This is a genomic window from Mangrovibacterium diazotrophicum, assembly GCF_003610535.1.
Classification (GTDB): domain Bacteria; phylum Bacteroidota; class Bacteroidia; order Bacteroidales; family Prolixibacteraceae; genus Mangrovibacterium; species Mangrovibacterium diazotrophicum.
The window spans coordinates 3,458,113-3,480,822 of record NZ_RAPN01000001.1 but is presented as its reverse complement, the minus strand read 5'-3'; the positions used below and the strand labels follow the sequence as shown (position 1 = coordinate 3,480,822).

At 46.3% G+C, this 22,710-nt stretch carries 14 protein-coding genes; 4 read left to right on the top strand and 10 right to left on the bottom strand.

What is annotated here, in order from left to right:
- Window positions 1-91 precede the first annotated feature (91 nt).
- Together BC643_RS13660 and BC643_RS13655 are read left to right on the top strand one after the other, a co-directional pair.
- A complete protein-coding gene (locus tag BC643_RS13660) occupies window positions 92-3,370 on the top strand; it encodes a SusC/RagA family TonB-linked outer membrane protein (RefSeq protein ID WP_120273615.1) in 3,279 nt (1,092 codons plus the stop codon).
- A gap of 2 nt (window positions 3,371-3,372) precedes the next feature.
- On the top strand, window positions 3,373-5,175 hold the full coding sequence (locus tag BC643_RS13655) for a RagB/SusD family nutrient uptake outer membrane protein (protein WP_211338057.1): 1,803 nt from the start codon (window positions 3,373-3,375) through the stop codon (window positions 5,173-5,175).
- Between the two features lie 109 nt (window positions 5,176-5,284).
- On the opposite strand, the gene BC643_RS13650 is transcribed toward BC643_RS13655, so the two are convergent.
- Genes BC643_RS13650 through BC643_RS13640 form a run of 3 tightly spaced genes read right to left on the bottom strand, consistent with a single transcriptional unit; the run spans window position 5,285 to window position 9,797 of the window.
- Complete coding sequence (locus BC643_RS13650; RefSeq protein WP_211338056.1) at window positions 5,285-5,890, bottom strand: RDD family protein; 606 nt, start codon at window positions 5,888-5,890, stop codon at window positions 5,285-5,287.
- Between the two features lie 24 nt (window positions 5,891-5,914).
- A complete protein-coding gene (locus BC643_RS13645) occupies window positions 5,915-7,939 on the bottom strand; it encodes a DUF3857 domain-containing protein (RefSeq protein ID WP_120273614.1) in 2,025 nt (674 codons plus the stop codon).
- 10 nt (window positions 7,940-7,949) lie between these two features.
- On the bottom strand, window positions 7,950-9,797 hold the full coding sequence (locus tag BC643_RS13640) for a DUF3857 domain-containing protein (RefSeq protein WP_120273613.1): 1,848 nt from the start codon (window positions 9,795-9,797) through the stop codon (window positions 7,950-7,952).
- A gap of 493 nt (window positions 9,798-10,290) precedes the next feature.
- On the opposite strand from BC643_RS13640, the gene BC643_RS13635 reads away from it, so the two are divergent.
- On the top strand, window positions 10,291-10,929 hold the full coding sequence (locus BC643_RS13635) for a DUF6515 family protein (protein ID WP_147377227.1): 639 nt from the start codon (window positions 10,291-10,293) through the stop codon (window positions 10,927-10,929).
- Between the two features lie 180 nt (window positions 10,930-11,109).
- On the opposite strand, the gene BC643_RS13630 is transcribed toward BC643_RS13635, so the two are convergent.
- From BC643_RS13630 to BC643_RS13605, 6 genes are all read right to left on the bottom strand, one after another.
- On the bottom strand, window positions 11,110-12,123 hold the full coding sequence (locus BC643_RS13630) for a branched-chain amino acid aminotransferase (RefSeq protein WP_120273611.1): 1,014 nt from the start codon (window positions 12,121-12,123) through the stop codon (window positions 11,110-11,112).
- Window positions 12,124-12,315: 192 nt separating this feature from the next.
- Complete coding sequence (locus BC643_RS13625; RefSeq protein WP_120273610.1) at window positions 12,316-13,119, bottom strand: DUF2797 domain-containing protein; 804 nt, start codon at window positions 13,117-13,119, stop codon at window positions 12,316-12,318.
- 49 nt (window positions 13,120-13,168) lie between these two features.
- Window positions 13,169-13,909 (bottom strand): HAD family hydrolase, encoded by a 741-nt coding sequence (locus tag BC643_RS13620; RefSeq protein ID WP_245994960.1) that lies wholly within the window; start codon window positions 13,907-13,909, stop codon window positions 13,169-13,171.
- A gap of 114 nt (window positions 13,910-14,023) precedes the next feature.
- Window positions 14,024-14,368, bottom strand: a complete 345-nt coding sequence (locus tag BC643_RS13615) for a hypothetical protein (protein ID WP_147377226.1) — start codon at window positions 14,366-14,368, stop codon at window positions 14,024-14,026.
- A 4-nt stretch (window positions 14,369-14,372) separates the two neighbouring features.
- Window positions 14,373-15,026, bottom strand: a complete 654-nt coding sequence (locus BC643_RS13610) for a thioredoxin domain-containing protein (RefSeq protein WP_120273608.1) — start codon at window positions 15,024-15,026, stop codon at window positions 14,373-14,375.
- A complete protein-coding gene (locus BC643_RS13605) occupies window positions 15,013-17,997 on the bottom strand; it encodes an AsmA family protein (protein ID WP_120273607.1) in 2,985 nt (994 codons plus the stop codon). Before BC643_RS13605 ends, BC643_RS13610 begins: the two co-directional genes overlap by 14 nt.
- A 309-nt stretch (window positions 17,998-18,306) precedes the next feature.
- On the opposite strand from BC643_RS13605, the gene BC643_RS13600 reads away from it, so the two are divergent.
- Window positions 18,307-19,557: an Nramp family divalent metal transporter gene (locus tag BC643_RS13600; RefSeq protein WP_170154551.1), complete on the top strand. Its 1,251-nt coding sequence runs from the start codon at window positions 18,307-18,309 to the stop codon at window positions 19,555-19,557.
- 584 nt (window positions 19,558-20,141) lie between these two features.
- Here the strand turns inward: BC643_RS13600 and BC643_RS13590 are convergent.
- On the bottom strand, window positions 20,142-22,640 hold the full coding sequence (locus tag BC643_RS13590) for a beta-mannosidase (RefSeq protein ID WP_211338055.1): 2,499 nt from the start codon (window positions 22,638-22,640) through the stop codon (window positions 20,142-20,144).
- Window positions 22,641-22,710 lie beyond the last annotated feature (70 nt).

The following is a 22,710-nucleotide window of genomic DNA, read 5'->3' as shown; positions in this document are numbered from 1 at the left end:
CCAATCTCTTCAGTGATAAAAACAGAAACCGTGATTGCGCCCACAACCACGGTCAATAGTCAAATACTTTTTAAATCAATTCGTAAAAGACATGTGTTCAAAATTAAATCATTTTGCTTTTAAAGCAACTTTGTTCCTGCTTTTTTCGCTGGTGTCCATCCCATACGGATGGTCGGGCACCGCAACTAAAACAAACAGGAGCATTAACCTGAAAATTGAAAATGGCCGGTTAACCGACATTTTCGAGCGACTGGAAAGCGAAACTTCCTACAAATTCAGCTACGGACAAGGAGTTATCGCCGACAAGCAAACTTACTCTATCGATCATCGCAACCAGGAATTGGAAGTCGTAATGGACGACCTGGCAGCCAAAGCGAAACTCAGCTACAACATTGCCGGCCAGCTGGTGATGGTGAAAAAACTCGCCAATCCCGACGAAGAACAAAAATCGGTGAAAACGGCTCGCGGTCGCGTCGTTGACGAAAATGGCGAGTCGCTCCCCGGTGTAAACATCGTCGAAAAAGGTACCACCAACGGAACGGTAACCGACTTGGACGGTAACTACACCATCAACCTGAGCGGGAAAAGCCAAATATTGGTATTCTCATTCATCGGTTTGGAAAGCCAGGAAATTATTGCTTCAGAAACCTTGAATGTGACCATGAAAGCCGAAAGCAAAGGCTTGGACGAAGTGGTAGTTGTTGGATACGGAAGCCAGGAAAAGAAAGATGTTACCGGAGCAATTGCAACCATTGAACCGAAGGACTTTAAACAAGGGATTACCACGTCCGCGGACAACCTTCTGCAAGGTAAAGTTGCTGGTGTTCGCATCATCAACAGCTCGGGTGAGCCAGGTGGTGGTGTCGATGTTCAAATCCGCGGTTTAGGTTCCATCCGAAGCGGAAGTACCCCTTTGTTCGTCGTTGACGGAGTTCCTTTGTCAAACAACGATGTGACTCCAACCGGAGGTAGTATCGGCTTTGGATCGTCGTCGGCCAAAAACCCATTGAACTTCCTCAACACAAGCGACATTGAATCGATCAACGTATTAAAAGATGCCTCTGCAGCAGCCATTTACGGAGCTCGCGGTTCGAACGGTGTGGTTCTGATCACGACAAAAAAAGGAAAAAAGGGAGAGGGAACCATCTCTGTGAACTCATACGCAGCGGTATCAGAATTACCAAAGAAAATTGATTTGCTGAGTGCCGACGAGTATCGCGAAGCTGTTGGCGATGAAAGTTCATACAACCACGGCTCGGGTACCGACTGGCAAGACGAAGTATTCCGCCAGGCGATAACCACGAACACCGAACTGTCGTTTTCAAAACAAACCAAATCTGGCAGCTATTATGCTTCGGTTGGTCACATCGACCAGGAAGGGATTATAGAAAACAGCTCATTCAAACGAATCTCTGCCCGGTTAAATGCCGAGGAATCCTTTCTTCCGGATAACCGTTTGAAAGTGAAACTGAACCTGGCAGTCAGCCAAATGAACGAAACTGGTGTTCCATCGAGCGATGACGCCGGATCCAACGGCCAGCTGATTACCCACATGTTGATGGCAAACCCAACCCAGTCGGTTTTCGACTCGGAGGGCAATTACACCAACTTCAACCTGACCCAAAACTTCAACCCGATGTATTTGCTCTACCTTTATGAAGATGAGACAAATACCCTGCGTACAATCGGAAATATCGAAGCATCATTCCGGATTTTTAAAGGCTTGACCTACAAAATTAATTACGCCGTTGACCGCTCAACATCAGAACGTAACACCACTTACTATAAAAACGAGACAATCATCAACCCGAATGGTGTTTTTGCCCAATCGAACCTGGATAACAGCAGCGAACTGATTGAGCACTACCTGACCTGGGCCTTTACCTCGGGACAACATAAACTTGATGTGCTGGGCGGTTTCTCGTACCAGAAATTTAAAGCTGAGGAAACCGGTTTCTCCGTAGAAGGATTGGAAGAAAAAGGTGTCGGCATCAAGCCCAAATACAATCCGGACTATACCAGCTACACGTCATCGGACATTTCCGGTAGTGCTCAGGAAAACGAACTACAGTCGTATTTTGCCCGTGCTAACTACACCTTTGCATCGAAATATATGCTGACTGCGTCGCTTCGCGCTGATGGTTCAACCCGCTTCGGCGAGGATAAAAAGTACGGTTACTTCCCTTCATTTGCCTTGGGATGGAATCTGTCGGAAGAAAATTTCATGAAGAACCAATCGGTTTTCGACAACCTGAAGATGCGCTTAAGTTGGGGGCAAACCGGTAACCAGGAGGTCCCCAATAAGATTACAAAAGCCAGCTACTCGTTATCAAGCGGCAACGGCTACAACCTGGTTGACGGTACCGTAACCAATGGTATTACCGTGAACCGGACAGCAAACCCCGATCTGCACTGGGAGGTTGTAACCCAATACGACTTTGGTTTCGATTTCGAATTGTTGAACGGAAAACTGTACGGCTCGCTCGACTATTACAACAAAACAACAACAGACGCGATCCTGAACATTACTGCTCCTGTATTGAGCCCGACGGATGATGTCTGGAAAAACGTTGACGCGAAGATTATCAATAAAGGTGTCGAATTTACCCTGGGATACCACATCATCAAGCACAAAGACCTGAGCTGGAGTGTTGACATCAACGGAACAACACTTGCCAATAAAATTAAGGATCTGCCTGTTAGCGAAATGTATTCAGGTTCGATTTCCGGTCCGGGACAATCCGGCGTAATGGCTAACATCTATAAAAGCAACTACGAAATCGGTTCCTTCTATTTATTGAAACAACTCGGTTTTGATGAAGACGGAGCCGAAATTTACCAGGACTCCAATAACGACGGAAGTATCGACAGCGACGACCGCGTAATTGTAGAGGGAGCCCTTCCGAATTTCATGTATGGCTTGAACAGTCAGTTGAATTGGAAAAGTTTCGATTTCTCTTTCTCCATCATTGGACAAAGCGGAGCATACCTGTTCAACAATACCAACTTTACGGCTACAAACATCAACAACCTGCAGTCGGACCGCAACGTTCTGAAAGAGTATTACAATTCGGGAGCAGACTCCGGTAATTCACCTCAAATTTCAACTTATTACCTCGAAAAATCAGACTTTGTCCGCCTGAACTCAGCTCGATTGGGCTACAACCTGAATACGAGCAAGATTAAATGGTTGTCCGGCCTGACCGTTTATGTAACCGGCCAAAACTTGTTGACCATCACCAAGTATAACGGCTTCGACCCATTGGCTAATTCCAATAAAGAATCGGACGGCAACCAGTCGGTTGGTATCGATTATACCAGCTACCCGAACGCCCGGACTTACATGCTCGGTTTAACACTAAAACTTTAATCATGAAATTTTACCGAAAGATGAAACTGAAAACAATATTCAAATACTTGCCCATTCTGTTTATCCTTGCCAGTTGTACCGATCTGGAAGAAGTATTTCTGGACGAAGAGTTGGGCTCGGACAGCGCCACTCCGGAAGCCAGTTTGGCAGCCGCATACAACCGTATGGTTGTGGATGTTTTTGTTGATCACGCCCACCTTTGGGGTATGCAGGAATACAGTACCGACGAAGCTTTGCTACCTACCCGCGGTAGCGACTGGGGCGACGGTGGCCGGTACCGCGCAATTCAGGAATTTAGCTGGGGTGCCGATAACCCACTGGTTAGCGGAAACTGGAGCTCGCTGACAAACGGTATCACCCGCTCGATTACGGCTATTGAAACCATTTCGAACAACACCGAAAACAGCAACCAGGCCATGTACCTTGCCGAAGCCAAAGCGCTTTGGTATTTGTACACCTATTACACGCTCGATTTGTACGGTCAGGCTCCCTATCGCGAACCGAACGGAAACGCCGACGAAGTTAAAGCTGTGTACAGCACTTATATTGATACGCTGATTACCGGCATGGAAGAAGTTATTCCTGACCTGGCTGCTTTGGGTGAAAATTCAACCTACGACGGTCGTTTCACCAAAGAAGCCGCTTACGGGTTCCTGGCAGAAATGTACATGAACCGCGCCGTCTTCAAAGATCGCTACAATTCAACCTCTGATTTCGACTTTCAGGAAGCATCGGTAAACGACGCCGGTAAATCAGACCTGGACATGGTGATTGAATACACTTCAATGTTGATCAGCTCTTCGAAGTTTTCATTGGAGGAATACTATTTCGACAACTTCGGCATTGACAACACCGAGGGTTCTGAGCTCATCTTCGTTGCACCGCAAAATGTGGATGACGGATCAGTAACCGGACAGAATGATTTTGTGTACATGCCGATGGAACGTTCGCAACACGCTTCGGAATCGGGAGTACGCGGAACCAACGCCACCTGTACAACCCCCGAGTACTATGCAACCTGGGACGACAACCAGGATGACCCTCGTTACGAGCAAAAATACCAATACGACGATGGCACTTGGTTTTACAACAACCAGGAACAAAACATGGCCGAAAGCACTCTCGACGAAGTGCCGGGTACGGGCTTGCCCTGGTTCCATTTCAACCGCGGTTTCCAGGTTGGTCAGCAATACGGTCCAACTTACGACAGCAGCAACGCTTTCGTTCGCGAGACCATTGATGGCGTTACTTACATCGCTGTAACGGCTCTGAAAACCGACAAAAACAGCCACACACTTGAATTTACCCCTGAACTGGATTTCTCGTCGGGAACAATTTTACCGCAAGACATGGTGCACCAGGGTGTTCGTATCTTCAAGTTTGAATTCGACCCAATCGACGGCAGCAACGGTTCATCACGTGTTGATATTCCGATTTTCCGCCTGGGTTACATGTATACCCTGCGTGCTGAAGCTTATTTCAGAAACGGGGAAACCGCCCTTGCTTTGAATGACATCAACGTCCTGCGCACCAGCCGTACCAGAACTCAACCGGAAGAAGAAGGTGGTGAACTTAGCGGGCAGGCTATTCAGCAAAGTGACCTGACAGAAACACGTCTGTACAATGAAATTTCGTACGAAAACTACTGGGAGATGAAGCGTCGCCCGCAAATGATTCGCTTCGGAACCTTCGACAGCGCCTACACCGGTAAAGAAGAAACCGAACCGTTCCGCCGTGTATACCCAATCCCACAAGACGTTATTGACGTTAGCGGTGACATTTTTGAACAAAACACCGGTTACTAAAATAATTCTGAAGAAGAGTTTGTTTAACTGAACGATTGATACTGATCAAAAAAAGAGAGGCTGTTGCATACGCGACAGCCTTTTGTGTTTTCAATATTTTCGATGTAGCCTATTTACGCTTCACCATCACAACCTTCGTGTTCGAATACCGATCGTGCCAGCCATTGGACTCACTCCCTAGGTATGACAAAGCATCGAAAGGAATATGACGGCACAGTGAACGAATGAAGATATCTTTGAATCGCGGCTCGCTCCCATCTTCCATCACCACTTTTGTTCCCGTTATGTACTTTCCAATTGTTCGCCCCGTATTGGCTTCAAAGATGGTAAAGTAAATCACGGCCGCTACGAATATAAGGAGATAGTCAAAAAGCCTGGATTCGTAATCAAACAAGGCAAGGGCATCTGGATACACGACCCCTAAAAAGATTCCCAGAGCAATCGCAAATACAAACATAAAAACGACCGTACACACACTATCGATCAGATAATTTACAAAACGTCTGTTCTTCGACGCCTCTTCCGTCATTTGCAGGCCTGCGTCTTGCATCATGTGCAGTTCTGCTTCATCGGGACCATTAGTTTCAAAATCCGCACAGGTTTCCTGAAAAGTAGCCTGAGCGCCGGTCAATGTGCAAAGAATGCCCTGATTCCGGTCAAATAACTGCCTGGTGCAGTTACGGCAATAAACCAGTTGTTGTTCTCTCGTAAGCATATATTTTGAAATTTGGTTTTACAATCAAAGACTCGACTTTGGTTCTTCCATCTCCGTTGTTGAGCTTGTTTCTTCACTCTTGGGAGCCAAAACGACTTTATCTGTTCCCAGTTTTATGATATCGTTGAAGAGCAACCGCATTCGAGTGTACATATTGGGCTGATAAACCGCATTCTTAAACAAGTAGCTCATATTAACAACTAACTTGTTTTCCTCTTTAAAACTTTGATAGAAGAGGCTGTAATACTCGTTATCAACACTTTTGTTTTGGGGAGTATAACTTACTTCGTAGCCCTCCGGAATTGTGATTTCCGCCTTGTACGATTTCATTTTCGGATAGGTCATGTCGATCGGGTAGGTACGGGTTTTCTGTTTCAGCGGATTGTCATTTAAACTCTGCGACAAGAATGGATTAATATAGATTTTGCCATTGATTGTTTCTACCTGCCCCTCCTGTTCAAAACTTACCGTATAGGGTTTCTTTTTATCATCCATGTTTTCAACCGATACCGATGCCGGGTCGAAATCGAACCGACCGATGGCCAGATTCTTCTCAATTTTATCCTTGTCATCCCGAAGCAAATTCCGGTAATAAAAACCTTCATACTCTGTAAAACTATAGCGGGCGGTAACTTTCACCTGGCCGGTTGGCTCCACATTCATTTTAAAATCGGTATTGTAGTAGGAGGGAACCCGACTATCCAAACCAATCCATTGCAGGTTATCCGGATCAATAGTCAATCCTTTGTTGTTGATACACCGTGCCGGGATCCGATTATTCAGTAACATAGGCTCGGTCGCGTCCGTCAGTATTGCCTTATCGCCGATTTTTGCCAAAATCAGCGTGTAGTTAAAAGCGTTCGCAAACGGGTGATCAACCTGAATTGAGCCATGCTCGCGTGTGCTCGAAATCAAGGGCGTTGCTTCAATTCCGGCTGCATTCAGCAAACCAGTCGCAAACAAGTTCAAATCGGCATCATTCCCGATTTTCTCCTTCATCAACCGATCCGTATTTTTCGATGCATATTTACCATTTTGCCCGTTCCAACTATAATTTGTTTTCACGTAATCGATTACGCGATTAAAACGATCCATTACCTCAAGCCCCTGCAATTCTTCCAAATCGAAGATCTTCGATGCTGCTTTCTCCGACTTGTTCACTATACGCCCAAAGTCCTCATGCTTACTCAGCTGCTTCGCCAATTCTTCCCAGGTCGTCATTATCTCCCTCTTGACCCCGTTAAACATGTTCACCTGGGCAAGCTGGAAGTCAATCTTCATAATATAATCGTTCACAGAGGTAATGAATTCCTCGTCACGGAAGGCGGGCACATTCCTCATCCCAAACTTGTAAACCACATCCACATAAGTATCGTTTTTACCGGTTACAGCATAAGGGAGAGGATGACTATTGTTATAATCTTCATATTTTTCGAAAACATCCGTCTTTGCCGCTCCCTGCAATCTGAAAACATAGTAATAAAACGGGTTGATGTGAACGGTGTATTGGCTGTAGATAACGGGGATCCGCCACTGAAATTCCCAGTCGCGCAGGTTAAACACATATTGAGACGTCAATTTGTAGCGGCATTCCACAATCGAGCCCGGCTTTACGTTTGGCATCGCAAACTTCTTCACACTCCAGTATTCGTTGATCTTCTCCACATAGACCGTCGACATATCCAAGGGTGTTTTTACAAGACGCCCTTCCTCTAAATTATAGGTATAGGCCTCCAAGTCACGCACCACTTCATAGATGTCACCTTCATGATAGAGAGGTATCTCGAATTCCGTAAATTTTGTTCCGGCATCAGTCAGCACTTTCAATCGTGTCGAACGATCAAAAAGCACGTCAAAACCATTATCCGATCGCAAGAATTGCGAATCGCCGTAATCGAACATTACCACCGCCTCTGCATCCGGATCGTCCGGCACTGATTTCAATTCAAGATCATCTTTCCCGACCTTCCCGAATTCGGACGAATAGGTTTGCGCCGACAGAACACCAGTGAACAGCAGGCAAAAGAGTAAACAAGTAAGTTTAGTCATGTTATTGAGTTTAGTTATTTAGTATCAAGAGTGGTTTCGACTCATATGTTTTCACATCGTCAATAAAGTCGTAAAAGCCCGGGTATTCGGCCAGACTGTATGTTCCCGGGTAAATTTCCAGTTCTTTGATCACCCGAACTTCCCGATCGCCGACTTCCATCCGAAAACTGTACCGCCCGTACTTTGTATCCAGCGCAACGTCTTCCGTCCGTCCTTCAACACTAAGATGAGTGGGTAATTCGTACACCAGGGTGTCTCGTTCAAAATCGGGGTAATCAACCTGTAAAGGCAATTGTCGCTGTCCCGGTTTTTGCAACTTTGGGAACAAAAAAGGCAGGTTTTTCACTACGGTTTCCGCCCCGTAATTCTGATAAAACCGATTGGTCGTTGCCTGATATTTTACAGCCACGAAAGCCGAGTCCCGGTCTTCCCGTTCAATGGAATAGTCTTGTAATTCGAAACCATCCGCAACAAAGTAATTGCGAAAGATACGTGTGCGGTCATCTGTATTGAAAGATTCGTCAAGTGAACGGAGTCGTTCGAATTGTGTACCCTTGAAAGTGCAATCAAATTGAACGGTAGATGTTGACGGGCTCGGATAGCCAATATGCACCGTACGCAACTCGGCCACATCTTCAGCCTGCAAGGCCGGAGTCCGTGCAAAGTAACTTTTACCGTCGCCAACAACGAAAACATCACGGTTCTGAATGAAAGTCCCGACATAGCCAAACGGCCCTTTACTGGTGCAGTCGAGCCAAAGGCTGTCCTTCTCCATTGGAACCATCAGGATAACGTGATTAAACTCCGGCGAGGGAATTTCACGGTCGAGTTTTCGGATGCGGTCGCCGGCAAAGATGTCGACATAGTTGCATTCAATTCCGGCATACTCGAAAACCGCCTTCATATAATTGGTCAGCGCCTTGCAATCACCGTATCGGTTTGCTGCCACGTAACTAGCCGGATAGGGTTTCCAGCCACCAGTTTCAATGGAAACCAACACATAATGGGTTCTGTCCTGAAGATCATGATAAAGGATTTTCGCCTTTTCCAGCTTGTCATCAACTCCTTCAACTAATTTGCTAATTCGAAGTTTTTCCGCATCCGGCAAATCATCCAAACCGTCCAACAAGCTAAATTCCCAATTCCCGAATGTTTCCCACGACTCGGAAGAACCCGGAATTTCATACTGAAAGTTATTGGGGATGATTTTCACCCAGGGCACCAATGCGAAAACCGGCGGCGAAAAGACTTCTTTTTCCCGGTACGCATCAAAATGCGTTTTCCAGCGGTAGTTGATGGTTTTTCCATTATCCGACACAACAGGGTCATCAACGAGTTGCGAACCATACCGCAACTGGAAACCGACGGGAACAGTGAGCGAAAGTTCTGCATCCCGTGTTGGAATATCAAGCGACAGTATCGGCATCCAAAAATCGATGAACAAGAACTCAGACTCGCGCCGTTCATAGGAATACTCGACGATATAAGGGTATCGACTGTGCTTCAGACTGAACTCGACCTCCATATTGTCGTCGAAAAAAGCGGCATCCGATACCGCGCTTTTCTTTTTGATCTCGGAGGAATTCAGCTTTCGAACCAGAGCGCCGTTTGCGGCCAACAACCGAACCTCAACATCACTGACTTTACTGATTTTGGAATAGGGAATCTGAACCGTGGCATATTCCTCGCCCGCTTTGTTGTTGATTTGAATCCGAATAGTTGATTTGGTAACCAGTTTTCCGCCATCGACGGTGATCTCGTCGAGCCGGTAAAGCAATTCAGCGTCATTGGCATTTGCACAAAGCGACAGGCCTAAAGCCAACAGCCACGCGGAGAAAAAGAGTTTTAAATGGATCATTCTCTGGTTTTAGTGTCTAACTTTTACTGAATAAGAATTCAGTTGATCAAAGGTTCCCCTCACGAGGCCCCTCAATCAGTTACTATCCCATCATTCCCATTGGTTCTAAAATATAAATATTATGCGAATTCAGAGAATACCTTCGTCAATTTATAATCCTTTTAAACTGCAGCTTCGCCCGCACCTGAGAATCGCCCGGTTAAAAACAATAAAAAATTTATCAGTCCTAAAACCCGGCTTCGTTTCGAAAACCCTCCCTTTCAAAAAGCCATCTTCCCACTGAAATCCTCAGTCTGACCGATCGGATTTCTCATTTTTGCTTACCGGAACCAAGTCAGTGCATCTCTGCCATGCATTGAAAAAACAACCCGACGGTGAAATCGGGCAAACTGTCGGGAAAAAAGCCCGAACCATCGATTTGGCACGGGAACACTGAATTTTAAGTACGAAAATTGTACTGCTCAGAGTACAAACAATTAAAAAATTCACAGGTATGAAAGCAAGAAAATTTTTGCTAATCGTAGCTCTGATGATTGCTACGGTAGCAGTAAATGCCCAAAGCCGCAACAACGGCCAAAATCAAAAAAGTGCAAAACAAACAACACAGCAAAAACAAAGCTCAAAGAACAACTCGAGCAGTCAACGCACAGTAACTGTGCAGTCGCAACCGTCATCAGCCAAGAACGTGAGCCGCTCGCAGGTGAGCTACCGCAAATCGACACCGACTGTGGTTGCTGTTCGCTCGCAAAACCAAATGAACGCGCAGGTTATTAAAAAAGATAACAAAGAATATTACGCACAATCAGGTGTGTACTACCGGAAATACAACGACAACTACATCAAAGTTGCTCCACCGGTTGGACTGAACGTTCAGGTTTTACCACAAGGATCGCTGAAAATTGTAATCGGTAACCGCAACTACTTCTACTTCGAAGGCGTGTACTACCAGTCGTCAGGTAACGGTTATATTGTTGAAACACCTCCGGTTGGGGCCATTGTTTATGCCCTTCCGGCCGACTACGAACGGGTTGAACTGGATGGTCAAACTTACTACGAATACAACGGCGTTTTATACAGCCGCGTGAGCTACCAGGGCGAACGGGCATACGAAGTTGTAGGGTATCTGAATTAAGAACGGGCAAAAAACAAAACAGATATAGAAACGACCGGGAATACAGTTCCCGGAAATTCACACGAGGCTGTCAGAACTAAATTCTGATGGCCTCGTTCATTTTTAATGGTTCTTGAAAACCGGAACCAATAAAAAAGCCCCATCGTTCGGATGAGGCTTGTCGCTATTTCTTTGAATTGACTATTCAATAACAGTTGTCCAACCATGCGTATCAGGCTCGTCACCGTACTGAATACCTTGTAACTTTTGGTACAACTTGGTACTCCATGGTCCCGGATCAAATCCGTACAAATATTCTTTATCCAAATCTTCGTCGTAAATTCGCTTGATTGGTGAAATTACCGCTGCCGTTCCGCAGGCACCAACCTCCTGGAAGCTTTCCAGCTCTTCTACCGGCACTTTGCGACGCTCAACTTTCAAGCCCATATCCTCAGCCAGCTGCATCAAACTCATGTTAGTGATCGATGGCAAAACAGAATCAGAAAGTGGTGTAATGTAGGTATCGTCCTTGATGGCAAAGAAGTTTGCCGGACCACATTCATCGATGTATTTTTTCTCGCGTGAATCCAGGTAAAGAACAGCCGAATAATGACCGGCTTTCGCTTTTTTACCAGCCACCAAACTGGCAGCGTAGTTTCCGCCAACTTTATATTTTCCGGTTCCCTGCGGTGCTGCGCGGTCGTATTTACGCAAAATAACCAGCTCGGTCGGTTTAAATCCTTCCGGGAAATACGGTCCTACCGGCATTACAAAAACCATGAACAGGTATTCGCCTGATGGTTTCACGCCAATTTCAGGGCCTGTACCAATCAACAGCGGGCGAATGTATAACGATGCTCCTGAACCGTGCGGGGGAACAAACTCCATATTTTTCTTCACCGCCAAACCTACTGCTTCGCAAAAAAGCTCAGTCGGTACTTCAGCCATCAATATTCCTTCGCTCGACGATTGCATGCGACGGGCATTATCTTCCATGCGGAACACACGAACCTTGCCGTCTTTACCCATGAACGCTTTCAAGCCTTCAAATGCTTCCTGTCCGTAGTGCAGACAAGTGGCAGCCATGTGTAAATTCAAGTATTCCGAATCACTTACTTCAAGTGGTCCCCATTCTCCATTTTTATACCAGCAGCGAATATTGAAATTGGTTTTCCGATAACCAAAACCAATATTTTTCCAATCAAGATTTTCCATAGTTAAGATAATATTAGACGGCCCTTATTCAGAAATCAAATAAACGAAAAAAAAAGCGGAGAATAAAAGCCCTATGTCTTTATTCAAACGAAAATTTAATGTTATATAAAACGATTCAAAAACAACACTTTACGATTTAAAAACAGCCCTATTCAGTTCACTTCCGAATCGAAACTTGGGGCTAAATTGTATTTATGAATTAAAAGAAAAGCTCAAATAGTAGCCGTTGTGCTTGCGAACGTTCAATACCTGACCTCCGTCGAGCAGTAAATACTGTCCTTTAATTCCCTTCATTTCACCCTCAATTACCGGCTCCTTATCGAAGGACAAGCTCTTGATTTTATCCGGGAATTCCAGTGCCGGGTAGTTGAAGTGCATCACCTCGTCGTTATCGCAACGGTACTGCCGGAGTTCGGCGGGCAACAGTCGCAAAACATTCTCTTTTTCCTCCGGAAGGTTGAAGTTTTCGGCCACATTATTCTTCAGCATGTCGCGCCAGTTCGTTTTGTCGGTGAAGTATTTTTTCAGGAAAACTTCGATCACGCCGGCAATGTGCCTGTTCGGCGTCTGTGCCACGCGAATGGCATAAGAAGCCCCCTGGTCAATCCAGCGCGTTGGCACCTGGTGATGACGGGTCACCCCAACCTTTAGCTCGCTCGACACAGCCAAATACACAATGTGATCAATCAAGTCGTGCTCCTCAGCCCATTTCATGTCGCGTGCAATGCCAAACTGCGATTTCGACAGCTCCGGACGCATGACTGTTTCGCTGGCCTCGGGCGCTGTTTGCAAACACGAGTAGCAAAACCCCTGGCTAAAGGATGTTTTGGTGCGCTTGCCACAGGCAATGCAGTTGATCTGTCCGTCGAACTGCATGCGAATTTGCTTGCCCAGCAACGCATTCATGTCGATCTCCTGATCGCCGATTCTGAAAAAGTATCTGACCGGATCGGCAAACTCCGATCTCATTTTCAATATATTTCCTTGGTATTCCATAGTTTAAAGGCAAAAATTACAAGTAAAAAGGTAAAAGGAAGACGCTACTTTACTCCTTCGTTTTTTCAAACAAGTCCAAAACGTCGTGAATTTGCTTCAGTTCAAAAAAGCGGTCGCTTTTAATATCCTCCGGGTCCATTTGCTCATACAACCATGTGGTGTAATAAGGAATGTGAGCAGCATATCCACCCAAATCAATAACCGGTAGAACATCCGATTTCAGCGAGTTTCCGACCATAAAAAACTGCTCAGCCGGAATATCCAGATGGTTCAGCAATTCCTGGTAGTTCTCCTCCCGTTTATGCGTCATAATCTCAATATGGTGAAAGTATTTACGCAAACCTGATTTCTTCAGCTTCCTTTCCTGGTCGAGCAAATCGCCCTTGGTAGCCACCACCAAACGGTATTTCCCGTAAAGTTTGTCCAGCAGGTCAACGATGCCATCCAGCAGAATCACATCTTTCATCAGCATGGACTTCCCGATCTCGATGATCCCTTCAATCTGCTCGGGACGAACCTTCCGGTTCGAGATCTCCAAAGCCGTTTCCATCAGCGATAAAATGAATGCCTTGACCCCGTAACCGTACAACTCCAGGTTCTGAATTTCGGTTCGGAACAACTTCTTCATGACCTCCTCCTCCGCTTCATATTCAGCCATCACCTTACAAAACTGGTGCTCAGCATCACGGAAAAAATTTTCATTTTCCCAAAGCGTATCGTCCGCGTCGAAAGCGATCACTTTCACTTCATTCAAACTCATTCGTTTTCCTTTCTTTTCTTCAACTACCAAAAGTAGAAAGTTCAGTTTGAATGAACAGTTTTCAAACCCGAAAGTTTCGCACAAAAAATCCCGGTGAACCTCAAAACGGTTCACCGGGATTTAAAATGCGATTCGTGACGATCGCTATTCGCAACCGGCAGCAGCGCGGGCCTGAATCATCAATCGCGACGAAATCGCCGACATCCGGCTTTGCATTTTTGCAATACCTGCCTCGTTGATCATCGCCGAACTGTTGGCATTACAGGATTGTTCGATAATGCTCGATAATTGCTCATAGGTGTATTTCGTTCCATCAATCAGGTAATACACATCCTCACCGTCGCTACAAGTAGTTGCGTCGATGACAATTGCTGAATTGTTTGAGCAGGTTTGCGACGCATCCGTGCATTGCTCTTCCGCTTCCGGTTCACCACAGGCAGCCAGCAATAATAGCGCACATGCAGCCAAAGACATTTGTAATCTTTTCATATAGTTATTGATTGAAATTAAACTCATTAAGCATGACGGACTCAAAACGATCAAACGACCGATACCCGGTGTAGATGTCACTGTTTATGACAAAAGCCGGAGTCCCGGAGATTTTGTTTTCGTTGAACTCCCGAAGGTTCGACTTCAGATATTCATAGTTGTTGTTATTCACCACGCATTCCGCGATGTACTGATTCCGATCCATGATATCCGCCAGCAATTCTCCAAACTCGGTCGTATACACTACAGCCGGGTTGAAATTCAGGAGTTCGTGAAACTTGTCGTAATCACCAAAGCGGCTGATGCAGCTCGCTGCCTGAAGCGCATTCAGCATTTCCGGTCGCTCCCCGAAATCCAACCACTTCACAACCAACTTTAGCTTGCCCGTATCTAAGTATTTCTCTTTCAAATCCGGATAACTGCCGGCAAAAAACTTGCGACAATACTTACAATCGTAGCTCGCGTACATCACAATTTCGTGTGGCGCGTTGGGATCTCCAAACACAACATCTTCCTCCCGATCGGTAACTTTTACCACCTTTCCGCTCGGTTTGCCCGCCTGGTTGCTATTTGTGCAGGCCGCAACCACAAACAGCAGCAACAAAGCAGCCACAGGCAGAATCCTAAGCTTGTTCAAAAATGCTCTACTCCGTGTCATAAGTTACAAACGAGGGATGAAACGTAAACTTCAAGGCACCTTCCTGCATTTTCACCTTAGCCTCCATATTTACGCGGTCTTTCTTATTGTCCAACCAGGCTTTTTCTTTTCCATTCTCCAGTTTCGAAACCAGGTAAATCGACGATCGCCCTTTTGTCAAATCGCTCTCGTCTTCATCTTCAAAACCATTCTCCTTCATCTGCTTTTTCAGGTTGGCTTTCGACTTACTGCTGAGAACCTCGCCCAAAAACATGCGAATGTGATAAGCATAGTCATCCCCGAAACTCCACATTCCTAAAAACATGGCATCAAACGAACTGGAACGGATCTCCGTCTTGGGAATATACAGTTTAATATTTAACAGAAAGATACTGCTGCTTAGCGCACTGAAACGCAGATTATCCATATTCTTCAGGCCAACACCCGGAATCTTCTCGATTTCCATCACCGGTTTCACATTGATGAGCGCCCCGTTTTCGAGCTTCAAATCACCCTTCAACATCAGCGAATTATACACCGGATTATAATCTTTATCGACAACAATTTTACCATCCATGGTGGTACTCACTTTCCCCTGAACATTTTCAGCCTTGATGTCGTCCATGTCCATGTAATCGTGAAAACCGGTGATCAGCTTGGTCACATCCATCTGCTTCACATTGGTTTTAAAATAGATCTCCATCTGTTCGTTGGCGGTAAAGTCAATTTTAATCGATGAAAGCGACGTTCCGTCAAAGGCATCCATCTTCAGACTATCGAACACATAATGGTTCTCCTTCACCAAAAATTTCGAATCGATATTTTCAAAGAGGTTTCCCTCATAGTTTAGCTGATTCGCTTTCAGGCGACCATTTACTTTGTAGGTGTAGCGAGCCGGTTCCGGATCGGCTGCGGGCCCCGATGGCGTTGGCTCTTCCTCCAGACGGGCCATTAATTTTTCCACCCAGCTGTAATCAAGCTTGTCCACACTGAATTTTCCGTGCACCTTCATTTCCTCCGCTTTATTCTGAAGCACGGCCGAATACAAACGAGTGATGCTGGTCGAATCGGCTCCAAACTGTACGCCCATATAATTCAATGTAAGTCCGCCTAACCACAAACTGTCGGCGGCATAATTGACCTTTCCTGTCAGGTCTTTCACGCTCGTCAGCGAATCAGCCATTTGCACATTCACCCGCCCCATCGATAAATTAATTCGGGTTTTCTCGAAAGCAATCCCCAACGCATCGTCGCCAACTGTTTCGAGGTCGATTTTTGCTTTCGAGCTGAAATTCGCCAACACCTTCCCGCTCATCGATTCAACTGTACCAGCAGGCAGGTACTTTTCAATTTCATTCAAATCGAGACTCAATTGACCGTTAACCAAATAATCAGGTGCCATCGGGTTAATCAGTTGCCCGGATAGCTGCAGCTGGCAGCTATCCGTAGCTAGCGCGAACTGGCTAATTTGAAAAGCCAGTGATTCGGGCTTCATAAAATCGCCGGTCACTGCGGCATCCAGCTCCGCGTTGCGCAAATTCATATTGTAGGTCGGAAGCGAACAGTTAAGATCGCTCAGCTTAAGTTGCCCCGGTTTATATTCAAATTGACCGTTCAGGTTTTGTACGCTCAGGGTACTGTCCATTGAAAACGACAGGTCTTCGGCGTTCAATCTGAAGGTGCTGTTTTTTTGCAGGGATTGCAGGAACGAATCAGTCAAAGAACCGGGAAAGGTTCCATGCGTTGAAACCACTGCACCCAGTTTGCCGCCGAGCCCAGTCACCAGAGAGTCGGGCACAAAAGGGGCCAGCTCATTCAAATCCAAGTTCAATATTGAAAGCAGATCGTATTGGGGTTTGTCCAACCCGACGATCGTCCCGCTCAAACTGGCTTTACTGCTGTCTGTCTCGAACGAAAATGAATCGATCTTCAGGGAACTTCCCGTGATGGTTCGTTCATCGCCGTTGCTGGCGCTGCCCACAAAGCTGATGTTTCGCAAAACGGGGTAGTTTTGGTATTGCAATGCACCGCCCGACAGGGCCACCAGAATGTCGGCACGAGGTAAAATCGAGTCTCCCAAATTCCCTTGCACAGTGGCCTCCAAGCCGAGCTCACCGGCCAGGTTTTGAATGCCGTAATCTGCAAAATAATGCTCGGGAATATATTTTGACAATCCGCCTAGTTGACACTGCTCCGCCTTTAGTTTCAGGTTGGCGGGCAACTGCTTGTTCATTGTAACCGATCCGCTCAAGGCCAATCGGGCATCTTCATCCAAAGTCAAATCAGCAGCGTTTACGGTCAGCAGGCTGTCGCGGTAATCCAGATCCAGTTTGATGGCGGCTTCGTGCAACAGATGCAGATTGGTACTGTCGAGCGAGCAGTTACTGAGTTTTGCTTCAGCCTTCACTTCACCCAAATAACGGTTATTATCAATCAGACCCGAGAGCTCCAGCCTTTCGATCAACAGGTCGGCTGTTGCCTTCAGTTTTTGGTCACTGTAAACGCATTGAACGTTTTGCAGGTTGAGCGCTTTTATATTTAAATAGATGGCGTTGTCTGCCGTATCGATGGCTGTCGTGGTGGTGTCCATCAAAAAATCGTAATTGCTGACACCCGCAGTATCGACAGCGTAGTAGATTTTTGCATTCTCTACTTCAATTTCGCGGATTTTGAAGACGCTGTTCAGCAACGGCTTCAATTCAACCGAGATAAACATTTTACCAACGTTGGCCAGCGTATCACCAGGCGCGCTATTGTTTTCCGGTGCCCGAACGGCCAGCTTACTGCATTCCAGGGTTGCCATCGGGAAATTCCGAATCAGGCTAAAATTGATGTCTTCAATCGTTATCGGGATATTAGTCGACTTGCTGACCTCGTCAATGGCCAGCTTCGCGATTCTGTCCTGCATCGATGCCGCAATCACCATTAAAACAAGGACTAATGCGAACAACGAGAGCAACAAATAAAGTATGACTTTACCAGCTTTTTTCATGGTATTTCCGGATGTTTCTGAATTTCTGTTTCTAAACCGTCGGGCATTGCTGATTCTCTGTTCATGGCCTTTTCTTTTCCATCAATGCCCTCATTAAAAACAGGCATTTGCCTGATTTAGTACACCTGATACCGGGAAAATTTAAGGATAATGAATAAGCACACGCAATTGCAACCGTTTAACAAAAGTAAGCAAAATGGTTTGCCGAAGCCCGCTACGATCCTATTTATTTCAAATGGGCTGTGTGGAATTTGGCGCCGTTAAAATTTTAAGCAATTTTGCAGGAATTGACCCCTGATGAATTCACCGATGAAAACAAACTTTTGGAAAGCCCTTGGCCCCGGAATCATATGGGCCGCTGCCGCCATTGGCGTGTCGCACCTGGTACAAAGCACCCGCGCGGGAGCCGATTACGGATTTCAGCTTGTAGGCGTCGTCATCCTGGCCAACATCCTGAAGTATCCGTTTTTTCAGTACGGTTCGCGCTATGCCATTGCCACCGGTGAAAGCCTGATTGACGGTTACCGGCGCATGGGCAAATGGGTTGTTGCCTTGTTCCTGGTTCTCACCATCGGAACCATGTTTACGATCCAGGCAGCTGTGACTTCCGTAACTGTGGGGCTAATTAGCTCGGTGTTTCATTCGCCGCTGAGTTACGTGCAAATCACCATCTTGCTTCTACTGGTTTGTGCGATCATCGTGCTCATCGGTCATTTCAAGACACTCGACCGCCTGATCAAATTTGTGGTCATTATCCTGTCGCTGTCAACACTTACAGCTTTGGTTGCGGCATTCATGAAAAGCGACGTGCGAACCGTTATCGACAACCAGGTTCCGTTCGAGTTCTCAGTCGGCAATGTGGCCTTTTTGATTGCCCTGGTTGGCTGGATGCCCAGCGCCATCGACATTTCGGTGTGGAGTTCGCTGTGGACGCTCGCCAAAATGAAAGCCACCGGTTATCGCCCAAGTTTGAAAGAATCCCTGCTCGACTTTAACATTGGCTACATCGGAACCACTTTCCTTTCGCTGGCTTTTTTGGGCCTGGGAGCGATGGTGATGTTTCATTCGGGCGAAAGTTTTGCCAACGGTGGAGTGCAGTTTTCAAACCAGCTGCTGGCTTTGTACACCCGTTCCATCGGCGAGTGGTCGTACCCGATTTTGGCAGTTGCGGCTATTGCCACCATGTTCAGTACCACGCTGACGGTGCTGGATGCCTACCCGCGCGTGCTGACGCCAATTCTGGAGGTCTACACCAACAAAGTCGAGTCGAAGTCGTCGGAAAACAAGCTAAAATTTCTTTGGATGGCTATCCTGATTACCGGTGCTGTGCTGCTCATCTCCGTGTTTGCCGACCAAATGAAATTGCTGGTCGACATTGCCACCACGCTCTCGTTTATCACCGCGCCCGTTTTAGCCGTGCTAAACCTGAAAGCCGTCACCGCCGCACATGTCCCGAGCGAATACCAGCCCAGCCGATTTATGAGACTCTTCTCGTGGTTCGGAATCGTTGTGCTTTCGCTGTTCGCTCTTTACTTTTTATGGCTGAAGATGGTTGGGTAAAGTGGCTTTTTGAATATTTTCATAGCATCGTTGGACTATTACACTCTTAATAACTTAGCAAAACTTTATGAAATATGCTATTCTATGATTTTAATAAAGATGTATACAACAAAGTCGTTAGAATCGTAAAGTTCCAATTTTATAAGGAAATAAAAAACACAGGAATCGTATTCAAAGAAATTATCTCTGCCAAAAATCTTGTCGATAATACAAGCTTCTACATCTTGAGATATGAGATCGACTCTAGAACAAAGCAATTAAGATTTAAAGACACAAAGTCTTTTGTAAAGCAGCTTAAGGACGTTGCAAAGCAACGATTAAAAAAATTGGAACAAGAAGAGAGTATACTAATGAGAATTACAGACACCGAATCATATGGAGAATCGAAGTACTTCAACGACACAGAAATGAATGCAATCAACCTTTCATCAACCATAGCACTGTTCACTCTATTGAACAATACAACAAAATCTCTCTAGTGACAAGCACCCTCACTCTCAAAAAAAACATAAGACAATGTGTCTTAATAAAAAGATCCGACCTCTAACTGAGATCGGATCTTTTCATTTTATCTGATACTTGAATTAATACGTGCTATCGAGTGTTTGCAGGGCGAGCACTTTGTCCAGCGTTTCTTTCAACATCGCTGTCTTCAGGTGAACCGTTACTTCCTGCCCGGGGAACAAATCGAAATAGTTATCCGAGAAGAAACCGTCCTCGTCACCAATGGTCAGGAACAGGTTCTTCGCCAGTTTATCCGATTTCAGGGTGATATCAAAACCACCGTCAACCGCTGCAATTGATGATTCAACCGTTGGTTTTGGCAGGTTCAGATCTTTGACCGGGCTGAAGAAAAACTCGTTGGATGACAACTGCTGATCGCCATTGTACAGCTCAACCACAAACACTTCGTTTTTGCTGTCCTTGTCCTTCAGGAAGTCTTTTTCATTCACTTCGAAATAGTCAGCCGACGAATTAGCCGGTACCGTAACAGGCTCGTTTTCTTCCCAAATCACTTTGCCATCAAAATCCATCACCTTCATTTTCAACTGTGCCTGGATGTCTTCCAGCTTGTCATTCACCACGCCCACTTTAAATTGGTCGCCGGTGCGGTAGGGAGATACCAAAACCGGGGCAAAACCTTTTTTCACGTAGTATTGCAGGGCTTTCCAGCGCTGGTAATAGTCGGTTGAACTCCATGAAGCCACCGGCCAGCAGTCGTTAATTTGCCAGTACAAACTACCCATGCAATACGGCATGGCGCGACGGTGGCCTTCCAGCGCAAACTTGATACCTTCGGCTTGCAACACGTGGTTCACATACAGGAACGACTCAAAGTCTTTCGGCTTTTTGTAGTCCTGCAGCATGTAATATTCAATCGTCTCATTACCGATGGAAGAGCGTTGGTGCGACTTCATCACATCCGACAAAATATCGTAATCCTCAGGCGTGGCGTATTGTTTCACCGTTTTCAGCTCGGGGAACGACTGGAACCCGTACTCGCTCATGAAACGGGCAATGTGCGTTGCATAGTTCGAAAAAGGCTCTTTGCCCCACCAAACACCCCAGTAATGTTCGTCGCCATTGACCAGGTCGGCGGGAATGCCGGTTCCCGATGATGGGCTGGATGACCAGTAGAAACGGTGTGAATCGTATTTTGCTACCGCGTCAGGCAGAATCTCGTGGAAGATCTTTTTATAAGTCGCGAAGATGCTGTCGGCATTTGCCTGGCTCTTGGCTTCTTCTTCTTTCTTCCAGCCCCAGCCAAACCAGGCCGCCAGAATCTCGTTGTTACCGCACCACATACCCAAACTCGGGTGATTGCGCAGGCGCTTCACATTGTCTTCGGCTTCCGCTTTTACATTATCCAGGAACTCCTGGTTGCCGGGGAACATAGCGCAGGCAAACATGAAATCCTGCCAGATCAAAATACCGGCTTCATCACACAAGTCATAAAACTCGTCGTTCTCGTAAATACCGCCACCCCACACACGAAGCATGTTCATATTGGATTCCTTGGCCGTGTTTACCACAGTTTCGTACATCTCGTGCGTCACGCGAGGCAGGAAAACATCGTTGGGAATGTAGTTGGCACCTTTCATAAACACCGGCACACCATTCAGCTTGAAATAGAAAGAGGTTCCTTTTTCATCTTTATCGCGGACCAGTTCCAGCGTGCGAATGCCGATGCGATGACTGGCCTCGGCAAACTGGTCGCCAACATTCAGTTGCGCATTGATCGTGTATAAAGGCTGCTCGCCTAAACCATTGGTCCACCACAGTTTGGGATTCGAAATTTCGAATTCCAGTTTATAAAGAGAGATACCCGGTTCCAGCTGGAAATCGGCTTTTGCCAATTCCTGTCCTTCATTTGAGATCGTGATGGTAGCAGGTTTTGCCTCGGTTGCATCAACTTCAACAACAGCAGAGAATGTCGCTTTGTCCTTCGTCACCTCGTGTTGTTCGATTTGCAGATCGTTAATTTTAGCTTCATCCCAGGCCTTCAGGTAGACAGGGCGCCAAATTCCGCTGGTCACCAAGCGAGGGCCCCAGTCCCAGCCAAAATGATAACCAGCTTTGCGGGTGTAAACACTCACCATCTTGCCACCTTCAACCTCGCCGATTTCAGCCAGGTCGTTGCCCGACACCGGCACCCAGTAGGGATAAGCATCGTATTTTTTAACCCCTTCGTTGATGGGCGATCGGAAGGTGATCTCCAACTCATTCGCACCTTCTTTCAGGAACGGTTTCACATCCAGCTGGTATTCGCGGAACATATTATCGGTTGAATCGACCAACTCGCCGTTGATGCGGATGTCGGCATAAGTGTCCAGCCCTTTAAAATCGAGGGCCACACGATCGTGCTTCAACAGGGCCGCATCGGCATCGAAGGAGATTTTGTACAGCCAGTCTTTTTTGTCGATCCACTGCAATTTACGTTCATTCAAACGATAGAACGGATCTTCGATCTTGCCATTGGTTAACAGATCGGTGTGGACACAACCGGGAACAGTTGCCGGCAGCCATTCGTTGCTGCCGCTTTCGGCAAATTGCCAATCGGTGTTCAACTCACGACTCATCATTAAATTTGTTTTTGGAGAGCTACAGCCGAACAGAAGCCCGACCGCACAGTAAAGAAATAAATACAGGCGT

Excerpts from the sequence above, each read along its gene's own strand:
- BC643_RS13650 (WP_211338056.1), bottom strand. The coding sequence starts at position 5,890 with ATGCTTACGAGAGAACAACAACTGGTTTATTGCCGTAACTGCACCAGG.
- BC643_RS13625 (WP_120273610.1), bottom strand. The coding sequence starts at position 13,119 with ATGGAATACCAAGGAAATATATTGAAAATGAGATCGGAGTTTGCCGAT.
- BC643_RS13660 (WP_120273615.1), top strand. The coding sequence starts at position 92 with ATGTGTTCAAAATTAAATCATTTTGCTTTTAAAGCAACTTTGTTCCTG.
- BC643_RS13630 (WP_120273611.1), bottom strand. The coding sequence starts at position 12,123 with ATGGAAAATCTTGATTGGAAAAATATTGGTTTTGGTTATCGGAAAACC.
- BC643_RS13590 (WP_211338055.1), bottom strand. The coding sequence starts at position 22,640 with ATGATGAGTCGTGAGTTGAACACCGATTGGCAATTTGCCGAAAGCGGC.
- BC643_RS13655 (WP_211338057.1), top strand. The coding sequence starts at position 3,373 with ATGAAATTTTACCGAAAGATGAAACTGAAAACAATATTCAAATACTTG.
- BC643_RS13640 (WP_120273613.1), bottom strand. The coding sequence starts at position 9,797 with ATGATCCATTTAAAACTCTTTTTCTCCGCGTGGCTGTTGGCTTTAGGC.
- BC643_RS13600 (WP_170154551.1), top strand. The coding sequence starts at position 18,307 with ATGAAAACAAACTTTTGGAAAGCCCTTGGCCCCGGAATCATATGGGCC.
- BC643_RS13645 (WP_120273614.1), bottom strand. The coding sequence starts at position 7,939 with ATGACTAAACTTACTTGTTTACTCTTTTGCCTGCTGTTCACTGGTGTT.
- BC643_RS13615 (WP_147377226.1), bottom strand. The coding sequence starts at position 14,368 with ATGAAAAGATTACAAATGTCTTTGGCTGCATGTGCGCTATTATTGCTG.
- BC643_RS13605 (WP_120273607.1), bottom strand. The coding sequence starts at position 17,997 with ATGAAAAAAGCTGGTAAAGTCATACTTTATTTGTTGCTCTCGTTGTTC.
- BC643_RS13610 (WP_120273608.1), bottom strand. The coding sequence starts at position 15,026 with ATGACACGGAGTAGAGCATTTTTGAACAAGCTTAGGATTCTGCCTGTG.
- BC643_RS13635 (WP_147377227.1), top strand. The coding sequence starts at position 10,291 with ATGAAAGCAAGAAAATTTTTGCTAATCGTAGCTCTGATGATTGCTACG.